Origin of the sequence: Saccharibacillus sp. CPCC 101409 (assembly GCF_030518235.1) — a bacterium.
Classification (GTDB): domain Bacteria; phylum Bacillota; class Bacilli; order Paenibacillales; family Paenibacillaceae; genus Saccharibacillus.
The window spans coordinates 47,147-63,820 of sequence record NZ_JAULSA010000016.1 but is presented as its reverse complement, the minus strand read 5'-3'; the positions used below and the strand labels follow the sequence as shown (position 1 = coordinate 63,820).

General features: G+C 58.2%; 12 protein-coding genes. 6 read left to right on the top strand and 6 right to left on the bottom strand.

What is annotated here, in order from left to right:
• Window positions 1-33 precede the first annotated feature (33 nt).
• The 6 genes from QWJ34_RS23080 to QWJ34_RS23055 form a co-directional block, all read right to left on the bottom strand.
• Window positions 34-1,281 (bottom strand): stalk domain-containing protein, encoded by a 1,248-nt coding sequence (locus QWJ34_RS23080; protein WP_302731459.1) that lies wholly within the window; start codon window positions 1,279-1,281, stop codon window positions 34-36.
• Window positions 1,282-1,448: 167 nt separating this feature from the next.
• A complete protein-coding gene (locus tag QWJ34_RS23075; protein ID WP_302731458.1) occupies window positions 1,449-1,730 on the bottom strand; it encodes a hypothetical protein in 282 nt (93 codons plus the stop codon).
• A 75-nt stretch (window positions 1,731-1,805) separates the two neighbouring features.
• Window positions 1,806-2,666: an inositol monophosphatase family protein gene (locus tag QWJ34_RS23070; protein WP_302731457.1), complete on the bottom strand. Its 861-nt coding sequence runs from the start codon at window positions 2,664-2,666 to the stop codon at window positions 1,806-1,808.
• A 36-nt stretch (window positions 2,667-2,702) separates the two neighbouring features.
• Window positions 2,703-3,470: an enoyl-ACP reductase FabI gene (gene fabI, locus QWJ34_RS23065; protein ID WP_302731456.1), complete on the bottom strand. Its 768-nt coding sequence runs from the start codon at window positions 3,468-3,470 to the stop codon at window positions 2,703-2,705.
• The gene (locus QWJ34_RS23060; RefSeq protein WP_302731455.1) at window positions 3,470-3,787 is read right to left on the bottom strand and encodes a hypothetical protein; all 318 of its coding nucleotides are present in this window, start codon (window positions 3,785-3,787) and stop codon (window positions 3,470-3,472) included. Before QWJ34_RS23060 ends, fabI begins: the two co-directional genes overlap by 1 nt.
• A gap of 361 nt (window positions 3,788-4,148) precedes the next feature.
• Window positions 4,149-5,237, bottom strand: a complete 1,089-nt coding sequence (locus QWJ34_RS23055; RefSeq protein WP_302731454.1) for a D-alanine--D-alanine ligase — start codon at window positions 5,235-5,237, stop codon at window positions 4,149-4,151.
• 300 nt (window positions 5,238-5,537) lie between these two features.
• Between QWJ34_RS23055 and acnA the strand changes: the two genes are divergently transcribed.
• The 6 genes from acnA to QWJ34_RS23025 all read left to right on the top strand — a co-directional run bounded on the left by acnA (window position 5,538) and on the right by QWJ34_RS23025 (window position 16,670).
• On the top strand, window positions 5,538-8,282 hold the full coding sequence (gene acnA / locus QWJ34_RS23050) for an aconitate hydratase AcnA (protein WP_302731453.1): 2,745 nt from the start codon (window positions 5,538-5,540) through the stop codon (window positions 8,280-8,282).
• Window positions 8,283-8,891: 609 nt separating this feature from the next.
• Window positions 8,892-10,445, top strand: a complete 1,554-nt coding sequence (locus tag QWJ34_RS23045) for a sulfatase family protein (protein ID WP_302731452.1) — start codon at window positions 8,892-8,894, stop codon at window positions 10,443-10,445.
• A 318-nt stretch (window positions 10,446-10,763) separates the two neighbouring features.
• A complete protein-coding gene (locus QWJ34_RS23040; RefSeq protein ID WP_302731451.1) occupies window positions 10,764-12,572 on the top strand; it encodes a cache domain-containing sensor histidine kinase in 1,809 nt (602 codons plus the stop codon).
• A gap of 3 nt (window positions 12,573-12,575) precedes the next feature.
• A complete protein-coding gene (locus tag QWJ34_RS23035) occupies window positions 12,576-14,207 on the top strand; it encodes a response regulator (protein WP_302731450.1) in 1,632 nt (543 codons plus the stop codon).
• A gap of 173 nt (window positions 14,208-14,380) precedes the next feature.
• On the top strand, window positions 14,381-15,751 hold the full coding sequence (locus tag QWJ34_RS23030; RefSeq protein WP_302731449.1) for an ABC transporter substrate-binding protein: 1,371 nt from the start codon (window positions 14,381-14,383) through the stop codon (window positions 15,749-15,751).
• A 16-nt stretch (window positions 15,752-15,767) separates the two neighbouring features.
• Window positions 15,768-16,670 (top strand): carbohydrate ABC transporter permease, encoded by a 903-nt coding sequence (locus QWJ34_RS23025; protein ID WP_302731448.1) that lies wholly within the window; start codon window positions 15,768-15,770, stop codon window positions 16,668-16,670.
• The last annotated feature ends 4 nt before the right edge of the window (window positions 16,671-16,674 follow it).

Below are 16,674 nucleotides of genomic sequence, written 5' to 3'. Positions count from 1 at the left end.
TCCCCCGTACGATCCGCTTTTAACGGGCGGGCTTTAAGGGCTGACGAATACCGTCCGCAGACGGGCGTTGTACTGCACGTCGAAGCCGAGTCCGTCCGCCAGCACAGCCAGCGGCACATAGGTTTTCAGTTGACCGTTCACTTTTTGCGTAAACGCCGGAATCTTCACGGTAACCGCCTGTCCGTTGACTTTGATCGTTTTCTGACCGACCGGAATGCTGACGCTGCGGCCGTTGTAGTCCATGCTGGCCGTCGACGTTTTATTTTCCCACTTGAGCGCCGCGCCGAGCGCATCGGTGATATCGCGCAGCACCACGAACGTCGTTCCGTTCTTGACGATCGGCTTGAACGCAGTGTTCAGCTCTTTGCCGGATACCACGACCGCGAGCGTGGTCGCGTCCGGCGTCTTGTTCAGCGTGCGGTATTCGCCCCAGATCGTCTTGGCGAACGCCTGGGCCAGCAGTTCGTAACCGGCCTGGTTCGGATGGATATCCTGATCGCGAATATGCGTAAGCTGCAGTTCCCGACCCGCGAACAGCGATACGACGTGCACAGCTTCGACATGCCCGCCCGCCGCGTTCTGCTGGGATACCAGACCGTCGAGCGCGGTGGTATACGACTGCGCCGCCCGGTTCAGCGCCGGATACAGATCTTTGGCCGCCGAGGAAGGGATCGGCTGATACTGGTCGGCGATGACGATCCGGGCGTCCGGATTGATTTCGCGCAGGTCGCCGAGCACTTCGCCGACGTTAACGGCGTACGTTTGCAGCAGCGCCGTTACCTGCGGAGTCAGTTCCGCTTCGCTCGGCAGCGTGCCGGTCGTCAGCAGCGGCAGCAGATCGTTGCCTCCGATCGTAATCGTAATCACGTCGGCGTCCGCCACGTCCGCACGCGCTTTGGATGGATTCGACGCGTACACCGAAGCGTTCGGATCGCGCAGACCCGGCTGGATGGCGTCCGCCGTTGTCGGCGTGCCGGATTTGATCGCTTCGACGTAATGTTCGAGCCCGGTCGAATTCAGGCCGGAGATCCCGTAGTTGTCCACTTCCGTCCGGCCGTGAAACAGCCCCTGTTCCAGCAGGCGCGGCACGAATCCGTAGTAGTCGGCCGAAGCCTTGTCCGGCTGGTAGCCGACCGTCAGCGAATCCCCGAACGAAACGATCTTGTAGGCTTGGGCGGCGGCCGCTTCCGCGCGCGGCGGGTTTGCCGCTCCGCCGAGCAGCGGCAGCGCCAGGGCCGTGCCGGCGAGCGCGATCAAGCTTTTTTTGAACAAAAATTTCATTTCTTTTCCCCTCTCGTATTCGAACTTGTGCTGCTGCGCAATGCCGACATTTCAAATTGCGGGCTTTCGGGATTACAAAACCGCCGCGTCGGGACTTGCAGATCCCCGATCGCGGCGGCATGCCGATCAGCCTTCTTCCCGCCGCCCGGACAAGCCGGAGCGGAAATTTATTTATCCCCGTCCGTTTTGCTATCGGAACTCTTCGGACGGGTCTTGTTCAAATAATCGTCGTAGCGGTCGTCGATCTCTTCCGCCATCTGCCGGTAAAGCCGGGTCTCCTCCACAATCGGGTCGAGATTCGTTTGGGTGCGAATTTCGTATCTCGGCGAGATCTGCTCGCGCTCTTTGCGTTCGCGGTCTTCATCCTTCATCTCGCCCTCGGTCAGCAGATCGCTGAGCTCCTGTTCGAGTTCTTCTTTGCCGGATTTGCGATCTTGAGCGTCCGTCATGCGTATTCCTCCTCGTAAAGAATGGAATCGAGAAACTTCGAAGCTTTATTTCAATCATAAAACGCGGCAGAAGCTTCAGAAACCGGTCGCTTCCGCTTCCTTCAGCACGGACAGCAGTTCGGCGTGCAGCGCGCCGTTCGTCGCCACGATATTGCGCACGCTAAGCTGATACGCGCTGCCGATCGTATCGGTTACTTTGCCGCCGGATTCCTTGACCAGCAGCGCGCCCGCGGCCACATCCCACGAATTCAGGCCGACTTCCCAGTAGCCGCTCAAGCGGCCCGCCGCCACGTGCGCGAGGTGCAGAGCGGCCGAACCGCCCGCGCGGATACTGCGGGCGCGGGGAGCGACGGCTCCGATTCCTTTGAGATTAAGCGGCAGCAAAATATTTTCTTCCGCCGGAAATCCCGCCGCGATCAAGCCTTCCGCAAGGCGTGCTTCTCCGGAAACGGACATCCGCGCGCCGTGCACGTAGGCTCCTTTGCCTTTCTCCGCCACGAACATCTCGTCGCGCGACGGATCGTAGATGACGCCGATCACGACTTCGCCGTTATGCGACAGCGCGATCGACACCGAATAGAACGGGAAACCGTGCACAAAGTTGGTCGTGCCGTCGATCGGATCGATGATCCACAGGTACTCTTCTTTGCGCGCTTCGGCCAGCGCCCGGATCGATGCTTCTTCGCCCGGCGCCACGCTTTCTTCGCCGAGGATCGCATGATCCGGAAAATGCGTCTGGATCAGCCGGCGGATCATCTGCTCGGCGCCTTTATCGGTCTCGGTGACCAGATCCTGGTCGGAGTTCTTGACGGACAGCTTGCCGTAAGCGCCCACACGGCTTTTGATCCATTCTCCCGCTTTGGCCGCCGCGTTGATCGCAACGGCGATATGACTTTTGCCCGTTAACACATAAGGACCTTTCTCGTTGGGTTCCACAGGTTTACCGCCTTTCCTTGTCTAACTGATAAACTTCTATCCGATAATGCTATAGCCGCCGTCCACATCGATCACTGCTCCGGTAATCCCGCGGGACAATCCGCTCAGCAGAAACATCGCGGTATCGCCGACTTCGGCGGTTTCGGTGGTGCGGCGCAGCGGAGCTTTCTCTTCGACCGATTTGAGGATCGAGTTGAAATCGCTGATCCCTTTGGCCGCCAGGGTGCGGATCGGCCCGGCCGAGATGGCGTTGACGCGTATGCCCGAAGGGCCCAGGTCCGCGGCCAGGTAGCGAACCGACGCTTCCAGCGCCGCTTTGGCGGCGCCCATGACATTGTAGTTGCGCATCACGCGCCGCGCGCCCATATAGGTCATGGTCACGATGCCGCCGCCTTCGGTCATCAGCGGATGCAGCCTCCGCGCCGCGGCGACCAGCGAATACGCGCTGATATCCAGCGCCGTGGCGAAGCCGCCCCGCGAGGTATCCACGAATTGGCCGGAAAGGTCTTCCGCTCTGGCGAACGCGATACAATGCGCGATGCCGTGCAGCACGCCGAACTCTTCCGCGAGCCGCCCGGCCAGCGCTTCGATCTGAGCATCGTCCGTCACGTCGCACGGCAGCACGATCGAACCCGGCAGCGACTCCGCCAGCTTGCGCACCCGGTTCTCCACGCGCTCGCTTTCGTATGTAAACGCCAGCTTCGCGCCCTGCGCGGCCAGGCTTTGAGCGATGCCCCAGGCGATGCTGCGGTCGTTCGCCACGCCCATGACCAGGATATGCTTGCCGGCAAGCAGCTCTCCCATTATTCCTTTTCCCCGAAAAACATCTCGTGCGCCAGCGCGGTCTGCACCCGGGACTCTTCGTCCGTCAATTTGCGCACCAGCTCCAGCTCGACCTGGGTGATTTCTTTGTCCTGAAAATTGATCTCCGCGATCGACGCGGTGACCAGCACGATCGCGACGGCCCGGTTATCCGGACTGTAGGCAATGACTTTCTGCCCCGTCGGGAAAACGCGGAAGCCGTCTTTGCGCATTTTGCCGCGGCCGTATTCAAGCAGGTCGTACAGTTCCTGCTCGCTTTTGAATTTGCATACCGAATTGAATTCCGTTTCGAAACCCATGGTCAGCTTCCTCCTTTTTGTAAGAGACTAAAAACTCGCTTGGCGCGGGAACTGCGAATCGCCAGCGTCTAAGGGCTCGCTTGGCGCGGGAACTCGAATTGCCGGCGTCTAAGGGCTCGCTTGGCGCGGGAACTGCGAATCGCCGGCGTCTAAGGGCTCGCTTGGCGCGGGAACTGCGAATCGCCGGCGTCTAAGGGCTCGCTTGGCGCGGGAACTGCGAATCGCCGACGTTTAAGGGCTCGCTTGGCGCGGGAACTGCGAATCGCCGGCGTCTAAGGGCTCGCTTGGCGCGGGAACTGCGAATCGCCTTGCCCGAAGGGGTTGGCAATTCTCGTTCCTAGATCGGCGATTCTCGTTCCGTTCATCGTCCGTACTGAAGATTGGTTCTCGCTTCGTGCCGTTCCAGCGCCAGCTGAATCAGGCGGTCCAGCAGGACGGTATAGGACATGCCGGTCTCGCGCCACAGAAGAGGATACATGCTGAAAGGCGTAAAGCCCGGCATAGTGTTGACTTCGTTGATGAGGATCTTGTTGTCCGAGCGGCGGACGAAGAAGTCGGCGCGGCACAGTCCGCTGCCTTCGACCGCTTTGAACGCGCGCACCGCCTGGTCGCGCAGCGAATCGGCCAGGTCGGGGTCGACCGGGGCCGGGATCATCATCTCCGATTTGCCGTCGATGTACTTCGCGTTATAGTCGTAGTATTCGCCCGAAGAAGCGATCTCGCCCGGCACGGAAGCCTGCGGCTCGTCGTTGCCCAGCACGCCGACTTCCAGTTCGCGGCCGTCGATAAACGCCTCGATCAATACTTTGCGGTCGTAGCGCAGCGCCAGCTCCACCGCGTCGATCAATGCTTCCTGATCGGCCGCTTTGGAGATGCCAACGCTGGAACCGAGATTGGCCGGCTTGACGAAGCACGGATAGCCCAGCTTGCTTTCGGCTTCCTGCAGCAGTTCGTGGCGGTTCACCCGCCAGTCGCGTTCGACGAAAGCGATGTATTCGCCCTGTTCGAGCCCGGCGGCCGCGAACAATTTTTTCATGACGTCTTTGTCCATGCCGGCCGACGAAGAAAGAACGCCCGCTCCGACGTACGGAAGACCCGCCATCTCGAACAGTCCCTGGACCGTTCCGTCTTCGCCGAAGGTGCCGTGCAGCAGAGGGAACATCACGTCGATGCCGCTTTCGCGCCCGCTCAGCGAGGCGAACAGCGCGGCGGTCGCTTCCGCCGTTCCGCCGGACCCCGACTCCAGTTTCATCTGTTCCGCGGAATTCATCGGTCCGTCAAGAACGGACCCCATTCGCCACTCGCCTTGAGGGGTAATATAAAAAGGAACGATCTCGTATCTGTCGTAATCGAATGCGTTCATTACCGCGAAACCGGTCTGCAGGGAAATGTCGTGCTCTCCCGATTTACCGCCGTATACCAGTCCTACGGTCACTTTGTTTGCTGTCATGTTCGAACCCCCGTCAATTCATTAAAATCTCTTTATTCAGTATAGTGGATTGGCGGCCCGCCTGCAAAGAAAACCGGCATACCGCGGGCTTCCGAAATTAAGGCGGCCGCGGGCAAAAAGGACTTTACGCGCACTATTGTAAACGTTATAATTAAATCAGGAATTTTTGAAATGACGTTTCACCTGATGAAACTTACGCAAAAAAACGACTGACCTTGAACCTGCGCTTTCGCAGCCGCGCTTTCGTGCGGTTCTTACGGCAATGCGCCGCTTCGCCAAATCTTCCAAGGGGGTACACTCATGGCTTTATCCGATCAATTTTCCGCTGCGCGAACGCTCGAATCGGGCGGCAAATCTTACCGTTACTACAGCCTGAAAGCACTTGAAGAACAGGGACACGGCAGCATCTCCAAGCTTCCGTTCTCCATCCGCGTACTGCTTGAGGCGGCCGTCCGCCAATTCGACGGACGCGCGATTACCGAAGAGCATGTCAAACAAATCGCAACTTGGAACGAAGAACGGGACGCCAATAAGGAAATTCCGTTTATTCCGGCCCGTATCGTTCTGCAGGATTTCACCGGCGTGCCGGTCGTCGTCGATCTGGCGGCCATGCGCGACACCGTTAAGCTCGGCGGCGGCGATCCGAAGCGGATCAACCCGCTGGTGCCGGTCGACCTCGTTATCGACCACTCCGTCATGGTCGATGCGTTCGGCACGTCCGACGCGCTCGACTACAACATCAACGTCGAATTCGAACGCAACGAAGAACGCTACCGTTTCCTGCGCTGGGCGCAGACCGCGTTCGACAATTTCCGCGCCGTTCCGCCGTCCACGGGTATCGTGCACCAGGTCAATCTGGAGTATCTGGCTTCCGTGGCCGCAACCAAAGAAGTCGACGGCGAAACTTACGTATTCCCGGACTCCCTCGTGGGTACCGACTCGCATACAACCATGATCAACGGCCTTGGTGTAGTGGGCTGGGGCGTAGGCGGTATCGAAGCGGAAGCCGGCATGCTCGGCCAACCGCTGTACTTCGTTACGCCGGACGTGGTCGGCTTCAAGCTGACCGGCAGCCTGGCCGAAGGTTCGACCGCGACCGACCTGGCTCTGACGGTTACCGAAATGCTGCGCAAAAAAGGCGTAGTCGGCAAATTCGTCGAATTCTACGGCCCGGGCCTGAGCAATATCGGCCTGGCGGACCGCGCGACGGTCGCCAATATGGCGCCGGAATACGGCGCGACGGTCGGCTTCTTCCCGGTCGACAACGAAACGCTGAACTATCTGCGCAGCACCGGCCGCGAAGACGCGCAAATCGAGCTGGTCGAACAGTATTACCGCGCGCAGGGCATGTTCCGCACCGACGATATGGCCGACCCGGAATTCAGCGACGTGATCGAACTGGATCTGGCGTCCGTCGTACCGAGCCTTGCCGGACCTAAACGTCCGCAGGACCGCATCGAACTGACGAACATGAAGCAGAATTTCGAAGGCATCGTGCGCACTCCGGTCGACAAAGGCGGTTACGGCCTGAGCGACGAGAAGATCGCCGAGAAAGTCACCGTCAACCACAAGAACGGCAAAACGAGCGAAATGAGCGCGGGCGCCGTCGTGATTGCGGCAATCACCAGCTGTACCAACACCTCGAACCCGAGCGTTATGCTGGGCGCGGGCCTGCTGGCTAAAAAAGCGGTCGAACGCGGCCTCACCCGTCCGGAATACGTCAAGACAAGCTTGACTCCGGGCTCTCTGATCGTAACGGATTACCTGTTCAAAGCAGGCCTGCTCGATCCGCTCGAAAAGCTCGGCTTCTACGTGGCGGGCTACGGCTGCGCGACGTGCATCGGCAACTCCGGCCCGCTGCCGGACGAAGTGGCGCAGGCCGTTGCCGATAACGATCTGACCGTCGCCGGCGTTCTGTCCGGCAACCGGAACTTCGAAGGCCGCGTGCACGCGCAGGTCAAAATGAACTACCTGGCTTCTCCTCCGCTCGTCGTCGCTTACGCGCTGGCCGGCACGGTGAATATCGACATGGCTACCGAGCCTCTCGGTTACGACCAACAGGGCGAACCGGTCTTCCTGCGCGATATCTGGCCGACTTCGCAGGAGATCCGCGACGCGGTCGCCATGGCGATCACGCCGGAAATGTTCCGCCTCAAATACGCGAACGTGTTCACCGCCAACGAGCGCTGGAACGCGATCGAAGTACCGGAAGGCGAACTGTACGAGTGGGACGCCAACTCGACGTATATCCAGAACCCTCCGTTCTTCCGCTACCTGAACGAAGGACTGAACGATATCTCCGATATCAAACAGGCCAAAGTGCTGGCGCTGATGGGCGATTCCGTTACGACCGACCATATCTCCCCGGCGGGCAATATCGCGCCGAAGAGTCCGGCCGGATTGTACCTGGCCGAGCACGGCGTAGAGCGCAAGGACTTCAACTCCTACGGCTCGCGCCGCGGCAACCACGAAGTCATGATGCGCGGTACGTTCGCGAATATCCGCATCCGCAACCACGTCGCTCCGGGCACCGAAGGCGGCGTGACCAAGTACCTGCCGACCGACGAAGTGATGTCCATCTACGATGCTTCCATGAAGTATCAGGAAGAAGGACAGAACCTGGTCGTGATCGCCGGCAAAGAATACGGAACGGGAAGCTCGCGCGACTGGGCGGCCAAAGGCACCATGCTGCTGGGCGTCAAAGCCGTGATCGCGGAAAGCTTCGAACGGATTCACCGCAGCAACCTGGTCGGCATGGGCGTTATGCCTCTGCAATTCGAACCGGGCACCAGCTGGAGCTCCCTCGGCCTGAACGGCCGCGAGACCTTCGATATCGTCGGCCTCAGCAACGACGTGAAACCGGGCCAGAAACTGACCGTCGTCACGACCCGCGAAGACGGCACCACTTTCGAGTTCAACGCCATCGCCCGTCTCGACAGCATGGTCGATATCGATTACTACTACAACGGCGGTATTCTCCAAACCGTCCTTCGTCAGATGATGAAAGTTGCCAACGGCGAGAAACCTTTGAAAATGCAAGATTAACCCGGAATGAACCTCCCTGGTTTTGGGAGGTTCACTTCTCGGGAAACCCGGAATGAACCTTCCTGGTTTTGGGAGGTTCACTTCTCGGGAAACCCCCGGAATCGCACAAAAGTGCGACTTCTCGGTAAAAGGTTTGAACACTCCGAAAGCGGTCATCCCGAGCAATCGGGATGACCGCTTTTCGGAAATAAGCCCTTCCCCCTGGAATGCCCAGCCCGACACGTCGGGCTGGGCACTTCTCGGGAACGGACAAATCCCTTTGAAATAGCCTGCCCTATGATCGGGCGGGCTGCTCATCGGGAACAAATGAACTACCCCAAAAAGCCTGTCCGCCAATCCGGACAGGCTATTTTTCCAACCCAAATAATCCCTACATACAAAGGAGACCCTCCCCATGCCTCAAACATCCCTATCCATCCGCCCCCTCGCCCGCCAAGAACCTGCGCCGCGTAACCTGCTTCGTCACCGAAGCCGAAAGCCGCGTCGTCGGCGTCTACGTCCTCCTACCCACACGCCCGCCCCACCCAACAAATTGCCTAAAACGCCCTACATCGCGCCATTCCCCCGTTTCCGCAAAACCGATATGCTTAAAGCAGGAGGCGATGCCGCATGTCCCAAACTTCCAAATCATCCAAACCCAATATCCTGCTTATCACGAGCGACCAGCAGCACTGGAACACGATCGGCGCGTTCCAGCCCGAAGTGCAGACGCCCAACCTCGACCGGCTGGCCGAAGAAGGCATTACGTTTTCCAGAGCGTACTGCCCCAATCCGACCTGCACACCGAGCCGCGCTTCGCTGATTACCGGCATGTACCCGAGCCAGCACGGCGCGTGGACGCTCGGCACCAAGCTGCTCGAAGACCGGCATACGGTGGGCGAAGACCTGGCCGCGGACGGCTGCCGCACGGCGCTGATCGGCAAAGCGCATTTCCAGCCGCTGCAATCGACCGAGGAGTTTCCGTCGCTCGAAGCGTATCCGCTGCTCCAGGACCTCGACTATTGGCGGGAGCACGACGGTCCTTTTTACGGCTTCGATCATGTGGAACTGGCCCGCAATCATACGAACGAAGCTCATGTCGGCCAGCATTACGCGCTGTGGCTCGAAGAAAAAGGCTGCGAGAACTGGAGACAGTACTTCCTGCCGCCGACCGGCACGATGGACCCGTCCGTTACGTATAAATGGCCGATTCCGGAAGAGTTTCATTATAATACCTGGATCGCCGAACGCTCGAACGCCATGCTGGAGCAGTATGCGGAGTCGGGCGAGAACTTTTTCCTGTGGTCGAGTTTCTTCGATCCGCATCCCGAATACCTTGCACCCGAACCTTGGGACAGCATGTACGATCCCGACAAGCTGACGATTCCGGCAATGGAACCCGGCGAGCACGACCGCAATCCCCCGCATTTTGCCATGACGCAGGAAGAAGACCCGGATTTCTCAGCCTGGATGGAAACGGGGCGCGGCATCCACGGCTACCGGTCGCATCTGTTCTACGAATACGGCGACAAGTTCAGGCTGACGGACGAAGACCGGAAAAAGCTGGTCGCGGTCTACTACGGCATGATCAGCATGATGGACAAATACATCGGCAAAATTCTCGATCGGCTGGACACGCTGGGGCTCGCCGACAACACAATCGTCGTGTTTACGTCGGACCACGGCCATTTCTTCGGCCAGCACGGACTCCAGGCCAAAGGCGGCTTCCACTACGAGGACCTGATCCGCGTGCCGTTTATCGTGCGCTATCCGGGACATGTGCCGGCTGGCGTCGTATCGGACGCGATTCAGTCGCTTGTCGATGTAGCGCCGACTTTCCTGTCGCTGCGCGATCTGCCGATTCCGCGCACAATGACCGGCGTCGATCAAAGCGCCGTCTGGACGGGAAGCGAAGAAGAAGCGCGCGATCACGCCCTGGTGGAATTCCGGCACGAGCCGACGACCATCCACCAGAAAACGTATGTGGACAAGCGCTACAAGATTACGATCTACTACAACCGGACGTACGGCGAGCTGTTCGATTTGCAGGAAGATCCGAACGAGCTGCGCAATCTGTGGGACGATCCCGCCCAAGCGGCGCTCAAGTCTCAGCTGCTGCTCAAGTACGCCTGGGCCGAGCTGGGCAAAGAACCGATGCCGATGCCGCGGATCTGGCACGCCTGACATTCGTTCGATCTTTAAGCAAGCTCTGGATCGCTGCAAAAAAAGCGGCGGGAACGAGGATTCTTCCTCGCTCCCTGCCGCTTTTTCGCGTATCCGGACTGCCGAACTTCTATGCAGACGGTCCTGCTCGGCCCGCGATCTCTTTCTCCATCACAAAGTCGTCCATCACGAATCCGTTCCCGTCCGAATTTCAAGATACGCCCTTGCGAATCCGCTAAAACCTCATGCCCTGTCTTGACCCCGGGCCGGAGCAGCCGTATGTTACAAATGACAAGAACATACAAACACAGGGAGATACAAGCTCAAGAAGGGAGAACTATGCATACATTCACAGCTTATGGCCGACAGATCCGTCGGCAGATCGCCGGCAGGTACTACCGGATATCCATCAAGCAGAGAATTCTGTTCTCGTTCATCGCGCTGATCACGCTGTCCATCAGTGCAATGGGCAGTTTCTCGTATTGGATTGCCGCGCAGGAGATCGAGGACAATGCCTATGCGGGCAGCCAGGAGACCGTAAGCAAGACGGCGCAGCTGCTGGATTCCCGCCTGAACGATGTGGCGCTGTCCGTGCAGTCCCTGATGCTGAGCGATGCGTACCGCAAGATGATGCTCGATGTATTCAGCCATGATGTGTCGAATTACTATGTGCATCTGTCGGATCTGCAATATGTACTCTCTCAGGCCATGTTCAATGAACCGATCATTGAGAATGTGCTGATCGTTACCCCGATAGGCGATTTCTATTCCACGACGCAGATCCGGGCGCAGGACCATTCGTTCTACGATTCGGAATTATACGGTCTGAGCAAAGAAACGCCGGGCGGCTACTGGGCCAAAGGACATTACGACCGGTTGTTCACAGGCGGCCAGCGGGTAGTTTCGTTCGTAATACGGGGAATTTATGAAAACCCTTACACCCCGATCAGCAATGTGTTTATTGTGGTCAATATCAGGGAGAACCGGATCAACGAGCTGCTGAATCAGGGGGGACAACAAGCGGGCTGGGATTATTACCTGGTGAGCGGGGAAGGCGAGGCGGTGGTGGAGTCCCGCTGGCCTTTCCAGGGCAGGTTCCCCTGGAAGCCGGTGCTGGCGGAAGCCGCGACAGAAACCCGTGCGCAGGAACGCTCTTACAGCTACGAGGGCAAGGAGTATCTGGTTAACTACAAAAGTTCTACCGCTTCGCCCGGCTGGATCGTCTCCGGCATGCAGTCGCGAGACCAGCTGCTGGGCAAACTGCAGCGGGTGCAGCGCATCACCCTCTATGTCATCGCAGTCTTCCTGCTGGCCACCTGGCTGATCTCCGGTCAGCTGACGTCCGTGCTGCTGAAGCCGCTGCTGAAGCTGCGGCGGCTGATGCGCAAAGTCGAGGAGAACCAGCTAAGCGTCGTGTACGAGAGCCGTTACGAGGATGAGGTTGCCCAGGTCGGCTATCAGTTCAACCGGATGATGTCGGAGATCAAGGTGCTGATTGCGGATGTGAAGGCCAAGGAGGAAGACAAGCGTCATGCAGAGATCCGCGCGCTTACGGCGCAGATGGAGCCTCACTTCCTGTACAACACGCTGAATACCATTTATTGCAAATCGGTCATGGGCGAGAACGACGATGTGAACGAGATGATCCTGTCGTTGTCGCAGATGTTTCAGATCGGGCTCAGCGGCGGCAAGGATCTGATTCCCCTTGAGGATGAGCTGTCCCACATGCGGCAGTATTTCGCCATTCAGCAGAAATGCTACGAAGGGTTGTTTGAATACACGGTGACGATTAAAGACGAGACCCTGCTGCTCCGCCTGCTGCCCAAGATTATCCTGCAGCCGGTGGTGGAGAACAGCATTCAGCACGGATTCAGCGATCGGACCGCCGGCGGCCGGATCGACATCACGGTCGGTCGGGAGCGGGAGCTGCTGCATATTTGCATTACCGATAACGGGCTAGGTCTCGATGCGGCGCGGGTTAATCTGGGGATGGCCAGGGCTCCGCAGTCGAAGAAAGGTTATGCCCTGTTCAACATCAGGCATCGGCTGACGCTGTATTACGGGGCTGAAGCCCGGATGGAAGTTGGCGGAGAACCCGGTAAGGGATCGCGGACAGATCTGTGGATTCCGTCAGAGGAGGAGAAATAAAGAATGGAATGGAATCCGGAGCGGGAAAGGTTCAAGTTATGTGTGATCGACGATATTAAAAGTGTGGTGGAGATGGTCTCGCGCAAACCGCCGTGGCAGGAGTTCGGTATCGAGATCGCCGGCACGGCGCTCGACGGCGAAGCGGGGCTGCAAATGATCCGAGAGACCCGGCCGGACATCGTGCTGACGGATATCCGAATGCCAAGAATGGACGGCCTGCAGATGACCCGGGCGATTCTGGAGGTGCTGCCGGACTGCAAGATTATTATCCTCAGCGCCTACTCGGAGTTCTCTTATGCCCAGGAAGCCATCCGGCTGGGGGCACTTGATTTTGTGAAAAAGCCTTTTTCCCTGGATGAGATTGTGCAGGCTGTGCTGAAGGCCGGGGAGCTGTGCCGGCAGGAACGCCGGGAGACCGCCAGACTTGCCGCGATGGAGAGCAAAATCAAAGAAAGTCTGCCTATTCTGCGTCAGGAATATCTGATCTTCCTGCTGCACCACCGGACGACGGAATCGGATGCGCGTTCACGCTGGGCCTATCTCGATATCCCGCTGGACCAGCGTGATTTCTTCGTATTTGTCGCCGAAATCGATCATTTCGCCGAGAAGCTGAGCGGCCAGTCTGTGCAGGAGGTCGAGCTGCTGCGGTTCAGCCTGTACAATATTCTCGAAGAGACGATCTCCGCCTGGACCCGCGGCGTCATCATCCGTGAGGCGACAGACCGGTACGTCTGCATCGTGAACGGCTCGGACCCGGATACGGCCGCGCTGATTACGGAGGCCTGCTGCACGAATGTAAGCCGGTTCTCCCGGCATACGCTTTCCATCGGCGTAGGGCTGGGCGCAGCGGCGATTCAGGAACTGGGCGCAGCGTACAGGCAGGCGATTAGCGCGCTGGGTTATCATTTCTACACCGGAGGCAACGGGGTCTACACGTACAGCAATATCGAAAACAAACCGCTCGCGCTCCACAGCTACTCCGCCGCCGCCGAGCAGGAGCTGCTGTTCGCCCTGCGTTCCGGCAATTTCGCCAAAAGCCTGCAGATGCTCGATCAGCTATTCGCGGAGATGCTGGACAGCAGGCTCTTGCCCGAGCCGCATTATGTGGAAAGCATCGGCTATGAATTGGGCTGCAGGATCTGCCGGGTTCTGCTGGAGCAGTTCCCCTACGGGCAGGTGGAGCCGCTGGAGCGCAGGATTGCCGTCATGAAGAATCGGGTGCATCCTTCCCTGCAGGATATTCGGGAGCTGCTGTCCGGGCTGTGCCGGGAGGCCTGCGCGCTGGTTACGGAGGCCCGTTCCCTGGAGTCCACGCGTATTATCCATCAAGCCGTTTCGTATATACGCAGTCATCTGGATACGGGTCTGTCGCTGGAGCAGGTGGCAAAGCAGATCAACCTCAGCCAGGGGTATTTCTCCAACCTGTTCAAGAAGGTTCAGGGAGTTTCGTTTCAACATTACGTGATGCACGAGAAAATGGAGAAGGCCAAGTCGATGCTGATCGGCGGCCGGCAGGTGCAGGAGATCGCCCAGGATCTCGGGTATGAACACAGACGCTATTTCAGCGAGGTGTTCAAGAAATATACCGGAATGACGCCGTCCGAGTTCAAACTGCATTATCTTGGAAAAGAATAAAAATACGCAGGGGGGGGCATGTCCGCAGAGCGGACGGGTCCTCCCTTCGCTCTCTGAAGCTCCTGCAGAAATCTGCCCTCAAAGTGGGCTTACCCGCCTTATCCGGATGCGCCAATCCTTCTATAATCAAATTGTAAGCGAATACATCAGGGATACATAAGGGGGAACTGCCAATGATGAAGCGTGTAATACTCACATCGCTGAGCCTGGTTCTGGCGCTTGGGCTGACAGCCTGCGGCGGAAATACCGCGGAAAGCAATGGAGACGGGAAGACAGGCGACTCGGGGAACAAGACCAAGATCACCTACTGGACCGGCGACCGTCACGATGCGGACTTCGTGAAGGAAAAGGTAGCCGAGTTCAACGCGAGCAATACCGACGGAATCGAGGTGGAGCTGGCCGTCAAAGGCGACGACTTCGATACCGCACTCGATCTGTCTTTCCAAACCTCCGATGCGCCGGATGTCATCCGGGCCAAGGAGAATACTATCCAGACTTTCTACAAAAAAGGCTTCCTCGCTCCCATTGACGAGTTCCTCACCGATGAGCTGAAAACGAAATTCCCGGCCATGCCGGATTTGAATGAGTTCGACGGCAAGCGTTACAGTCTGCCGAATTACGGAACAACCATGCGTCTTGTATACAACAAAGATCTATTCGCCAAAGCGGGCGTCGAGCATCCGCCGACTACCCTGCAGGAGCTGGTGGATACCGCCAAGAAACTGACGGAAGCCGGTAAAGCGGACGGGGCTTACGGCTTCGCCCAGAATTTCAAGAATCCCGGCAGCGCATTCGGGCGTTCGGCGCGGGTGATTGCGGAGATGAGCGGCTACGGCGGCTTCGGGTACGATTTCAAGACGGCCCGTTACGATTTCAGCGGCTTTGAGCCGATTATCGATGCCTTTAAGCAGATCAAGGACGACGGCAGCATGCTGCCGGGTGTGGAATCGCTGGATATCGATCCGCTTCGGGCGCAGTTTGCAGAAGGCAAGATCGGAATGTATATGTCCTACTCCTCGGAGCCGGGCGTCTACAAAAATCAGTTCCCGGCCAAGATCGACTGGGCGGCCGCTCCGGTTCCTACCGTCGACGGCACGGTGAAGGGGTCTTCCGGTTTCCTCGGAGGCCAATGGCTGGCGCTGAGCGCCAAATCGGAACACAAAGAAGCGGCCTGGAAGTTCATGGAGTTCATGTACGGCGATCAAGTACTGACGGATTATCAGGAAAAAGGCTTCGGCATCTCCATGGTTCCCTCCATCAGCGCGGTGGCCAAAACACCCGATGTGAACGGCATTGAAGGCTTCCTGCCGAACAAGAACGACGGAGTATGGCCGGTGTATCCGTCCGTAGCCCCGGAAGGGATGAAATCGGATGACGCCTTCTTCAAGTATATGCTGAACGGCGGCGATCTGAAGGCGATTATCGCCGATCTGAACAAACGCTATAACGCTGCGCTGGACAGCGCGATCGCGAACGACGGCGTAAAGGCCGAGCCGGATGCCGGCTTCGATCCCGCCGCCCTGGGCGGCAAGTTCGCCAAGTAGGCAGAAGGGGAGCCCGATGAACAAAACCAAACAAGCCTTATTTTCATACAGCTTTATTTTTCCAAGCGCCCTGCTCACACTGGTCCTCGGGATTTACCCGATTGCCTGGGCGTTCCGCTATATGTTCTATGACTACAAAGGGTTCGGAACGGCCCGATTTACCGGGCTGGCCAATTTCAGCCGCATTTTGAAAGACACCCAGTTCTGGGATTCGGTAGTCAACACGTTTGTCTATGCCGGCGGCAAGCTGCTGATTACGATTCCGCTGGCCCTGCTGTTGGCCGCCGTATTGAACCGGGGGCTGAAAGGAAGACAACTGCTGCGGGGGATTTTCTTCATGCCGACCGTCATCAGCACCGCCGTAATGGCCGTAGTCTTCTTCACGATCTTCAACTCGTATAACGGGATTCTCAACCAGTTCCTGATCCGCTCGGGCCTCACGGATTCCGGCGTGGACTGGCTGGGGCCGAAATACGCCATGCTTACCGTTATTCTGGTTGCGGCCTGGGGGGCGGTCGGCAATTACATGCTGCTGTTCCTCGCCGGTCTGCAGAATATCCCGGAAGATGTGTATGAAGCTTCTTCCCTGGACGGGGCGGGCAGAATCCAGCAGTTCCGCTATATCACTCTGCCGATGCTCGGACCGGTCATGCAGATGGTCATTATGCTGGCGATTATTACAGCTCTTAAGGGCTACGAGAGCATCATGGTTCTGACCGAAGGCGGTCCCGTAGGCAAGACAGAAGTGATGTTCCTGTATTTGTACAAATTATTTTTCCCTGTCGGCGGAGGCAGCGCGGCTGTCCAGGTTCAGGAGTTCGGATACGGCAGTGCGGTCGCCTTCGTGTCTGCGTTCATCGTCGGGATCATATCGCTCATTTATTTCTACGCATCCAGACGCATGAATCAGACCGATTGAGGAG

Excerpts from the sequence above, each read along its gene's own strand:
- QWJ34_RS23080 (WP_302731459.1), bottom strand. The coding sequence starts at position 1,281 with ATGAAATTTTTGTTCAAAAAAAGCTTGATCGCGCTCGCCGGCACGGCC.
- QWJ34_RS23075 (WP_302731458.1), bottom strand. The coding sequence starts at position 1,730 with ATGACGGACGCTCAAGATCGCAAATCCGGCAAAGAAGAACTCGAACAG.
- fabI (WP_302731456.1), bottom strand. The coding sequence starts at position 3,470 with ATGGGAGAGCTGCTTGCCGGCAAGCATATCCTGGTCATGGGCGTGGCG.
- QWJ34_RS23060 (WP_302731455.1), bottom strand. The coding sequence starts at position 3,787 with ATGGGTTTCGAAACGGAATTCAATTCGGTATGCAAATTCAAAAGCGAG.
- QWJ34_RS23055 (WP_302731454.1), bottom strand. The coding sequence starts at position 5,237 with ATGACAGCAAACAAAGTGACCGTAGGACTGGTATACGGCGGTAAATCG.
- acnA (WP_302731453.1), top strand. The coding sequence starts at position 5,538 with ATGGCTTTATCCGATCAATTTTCCGCTGCGCGAACGCTCGAATCGGGC.
- QWJ34_RS23045 (WP_302731452.1), top strand. The coding sequence starts at position 8,892 with ATGTCCCAAACTTCCAAATCATCCAAACCCAATATCCTGCTTATCACG.
- QWJ34_RS23040 (WP_302731451.1), top strand. The coding sequence starts at position 10,764 with ATGCATACATTCACAGCTTATGGCCGACAGATCCGTCGGCAGATCGCC.
- QWJ34_RS23035 (WP_302731450.1), top strand. The coding sequence starts at position 12,576 with ATGGAATGGAATCCGGAGCGGGAAAGGTTCAAGTTATGTGTGATCGAC.
- QWJ34_RS23030 (WP_302731449.1), top strand. The coding sequence starts at position 14,381 with ATGATGAAGCGTGTAATACTCACATCGCTGAGCCTGGTTCTGGCGCTT.
- QWJ34_RS23025 (WP_302731448.1), top strand. The coding sequence starts at position 15,768 with ATGAACAAAACCAAACAAGCCTTATTTTCATACAGCTTTATTTTTCCA.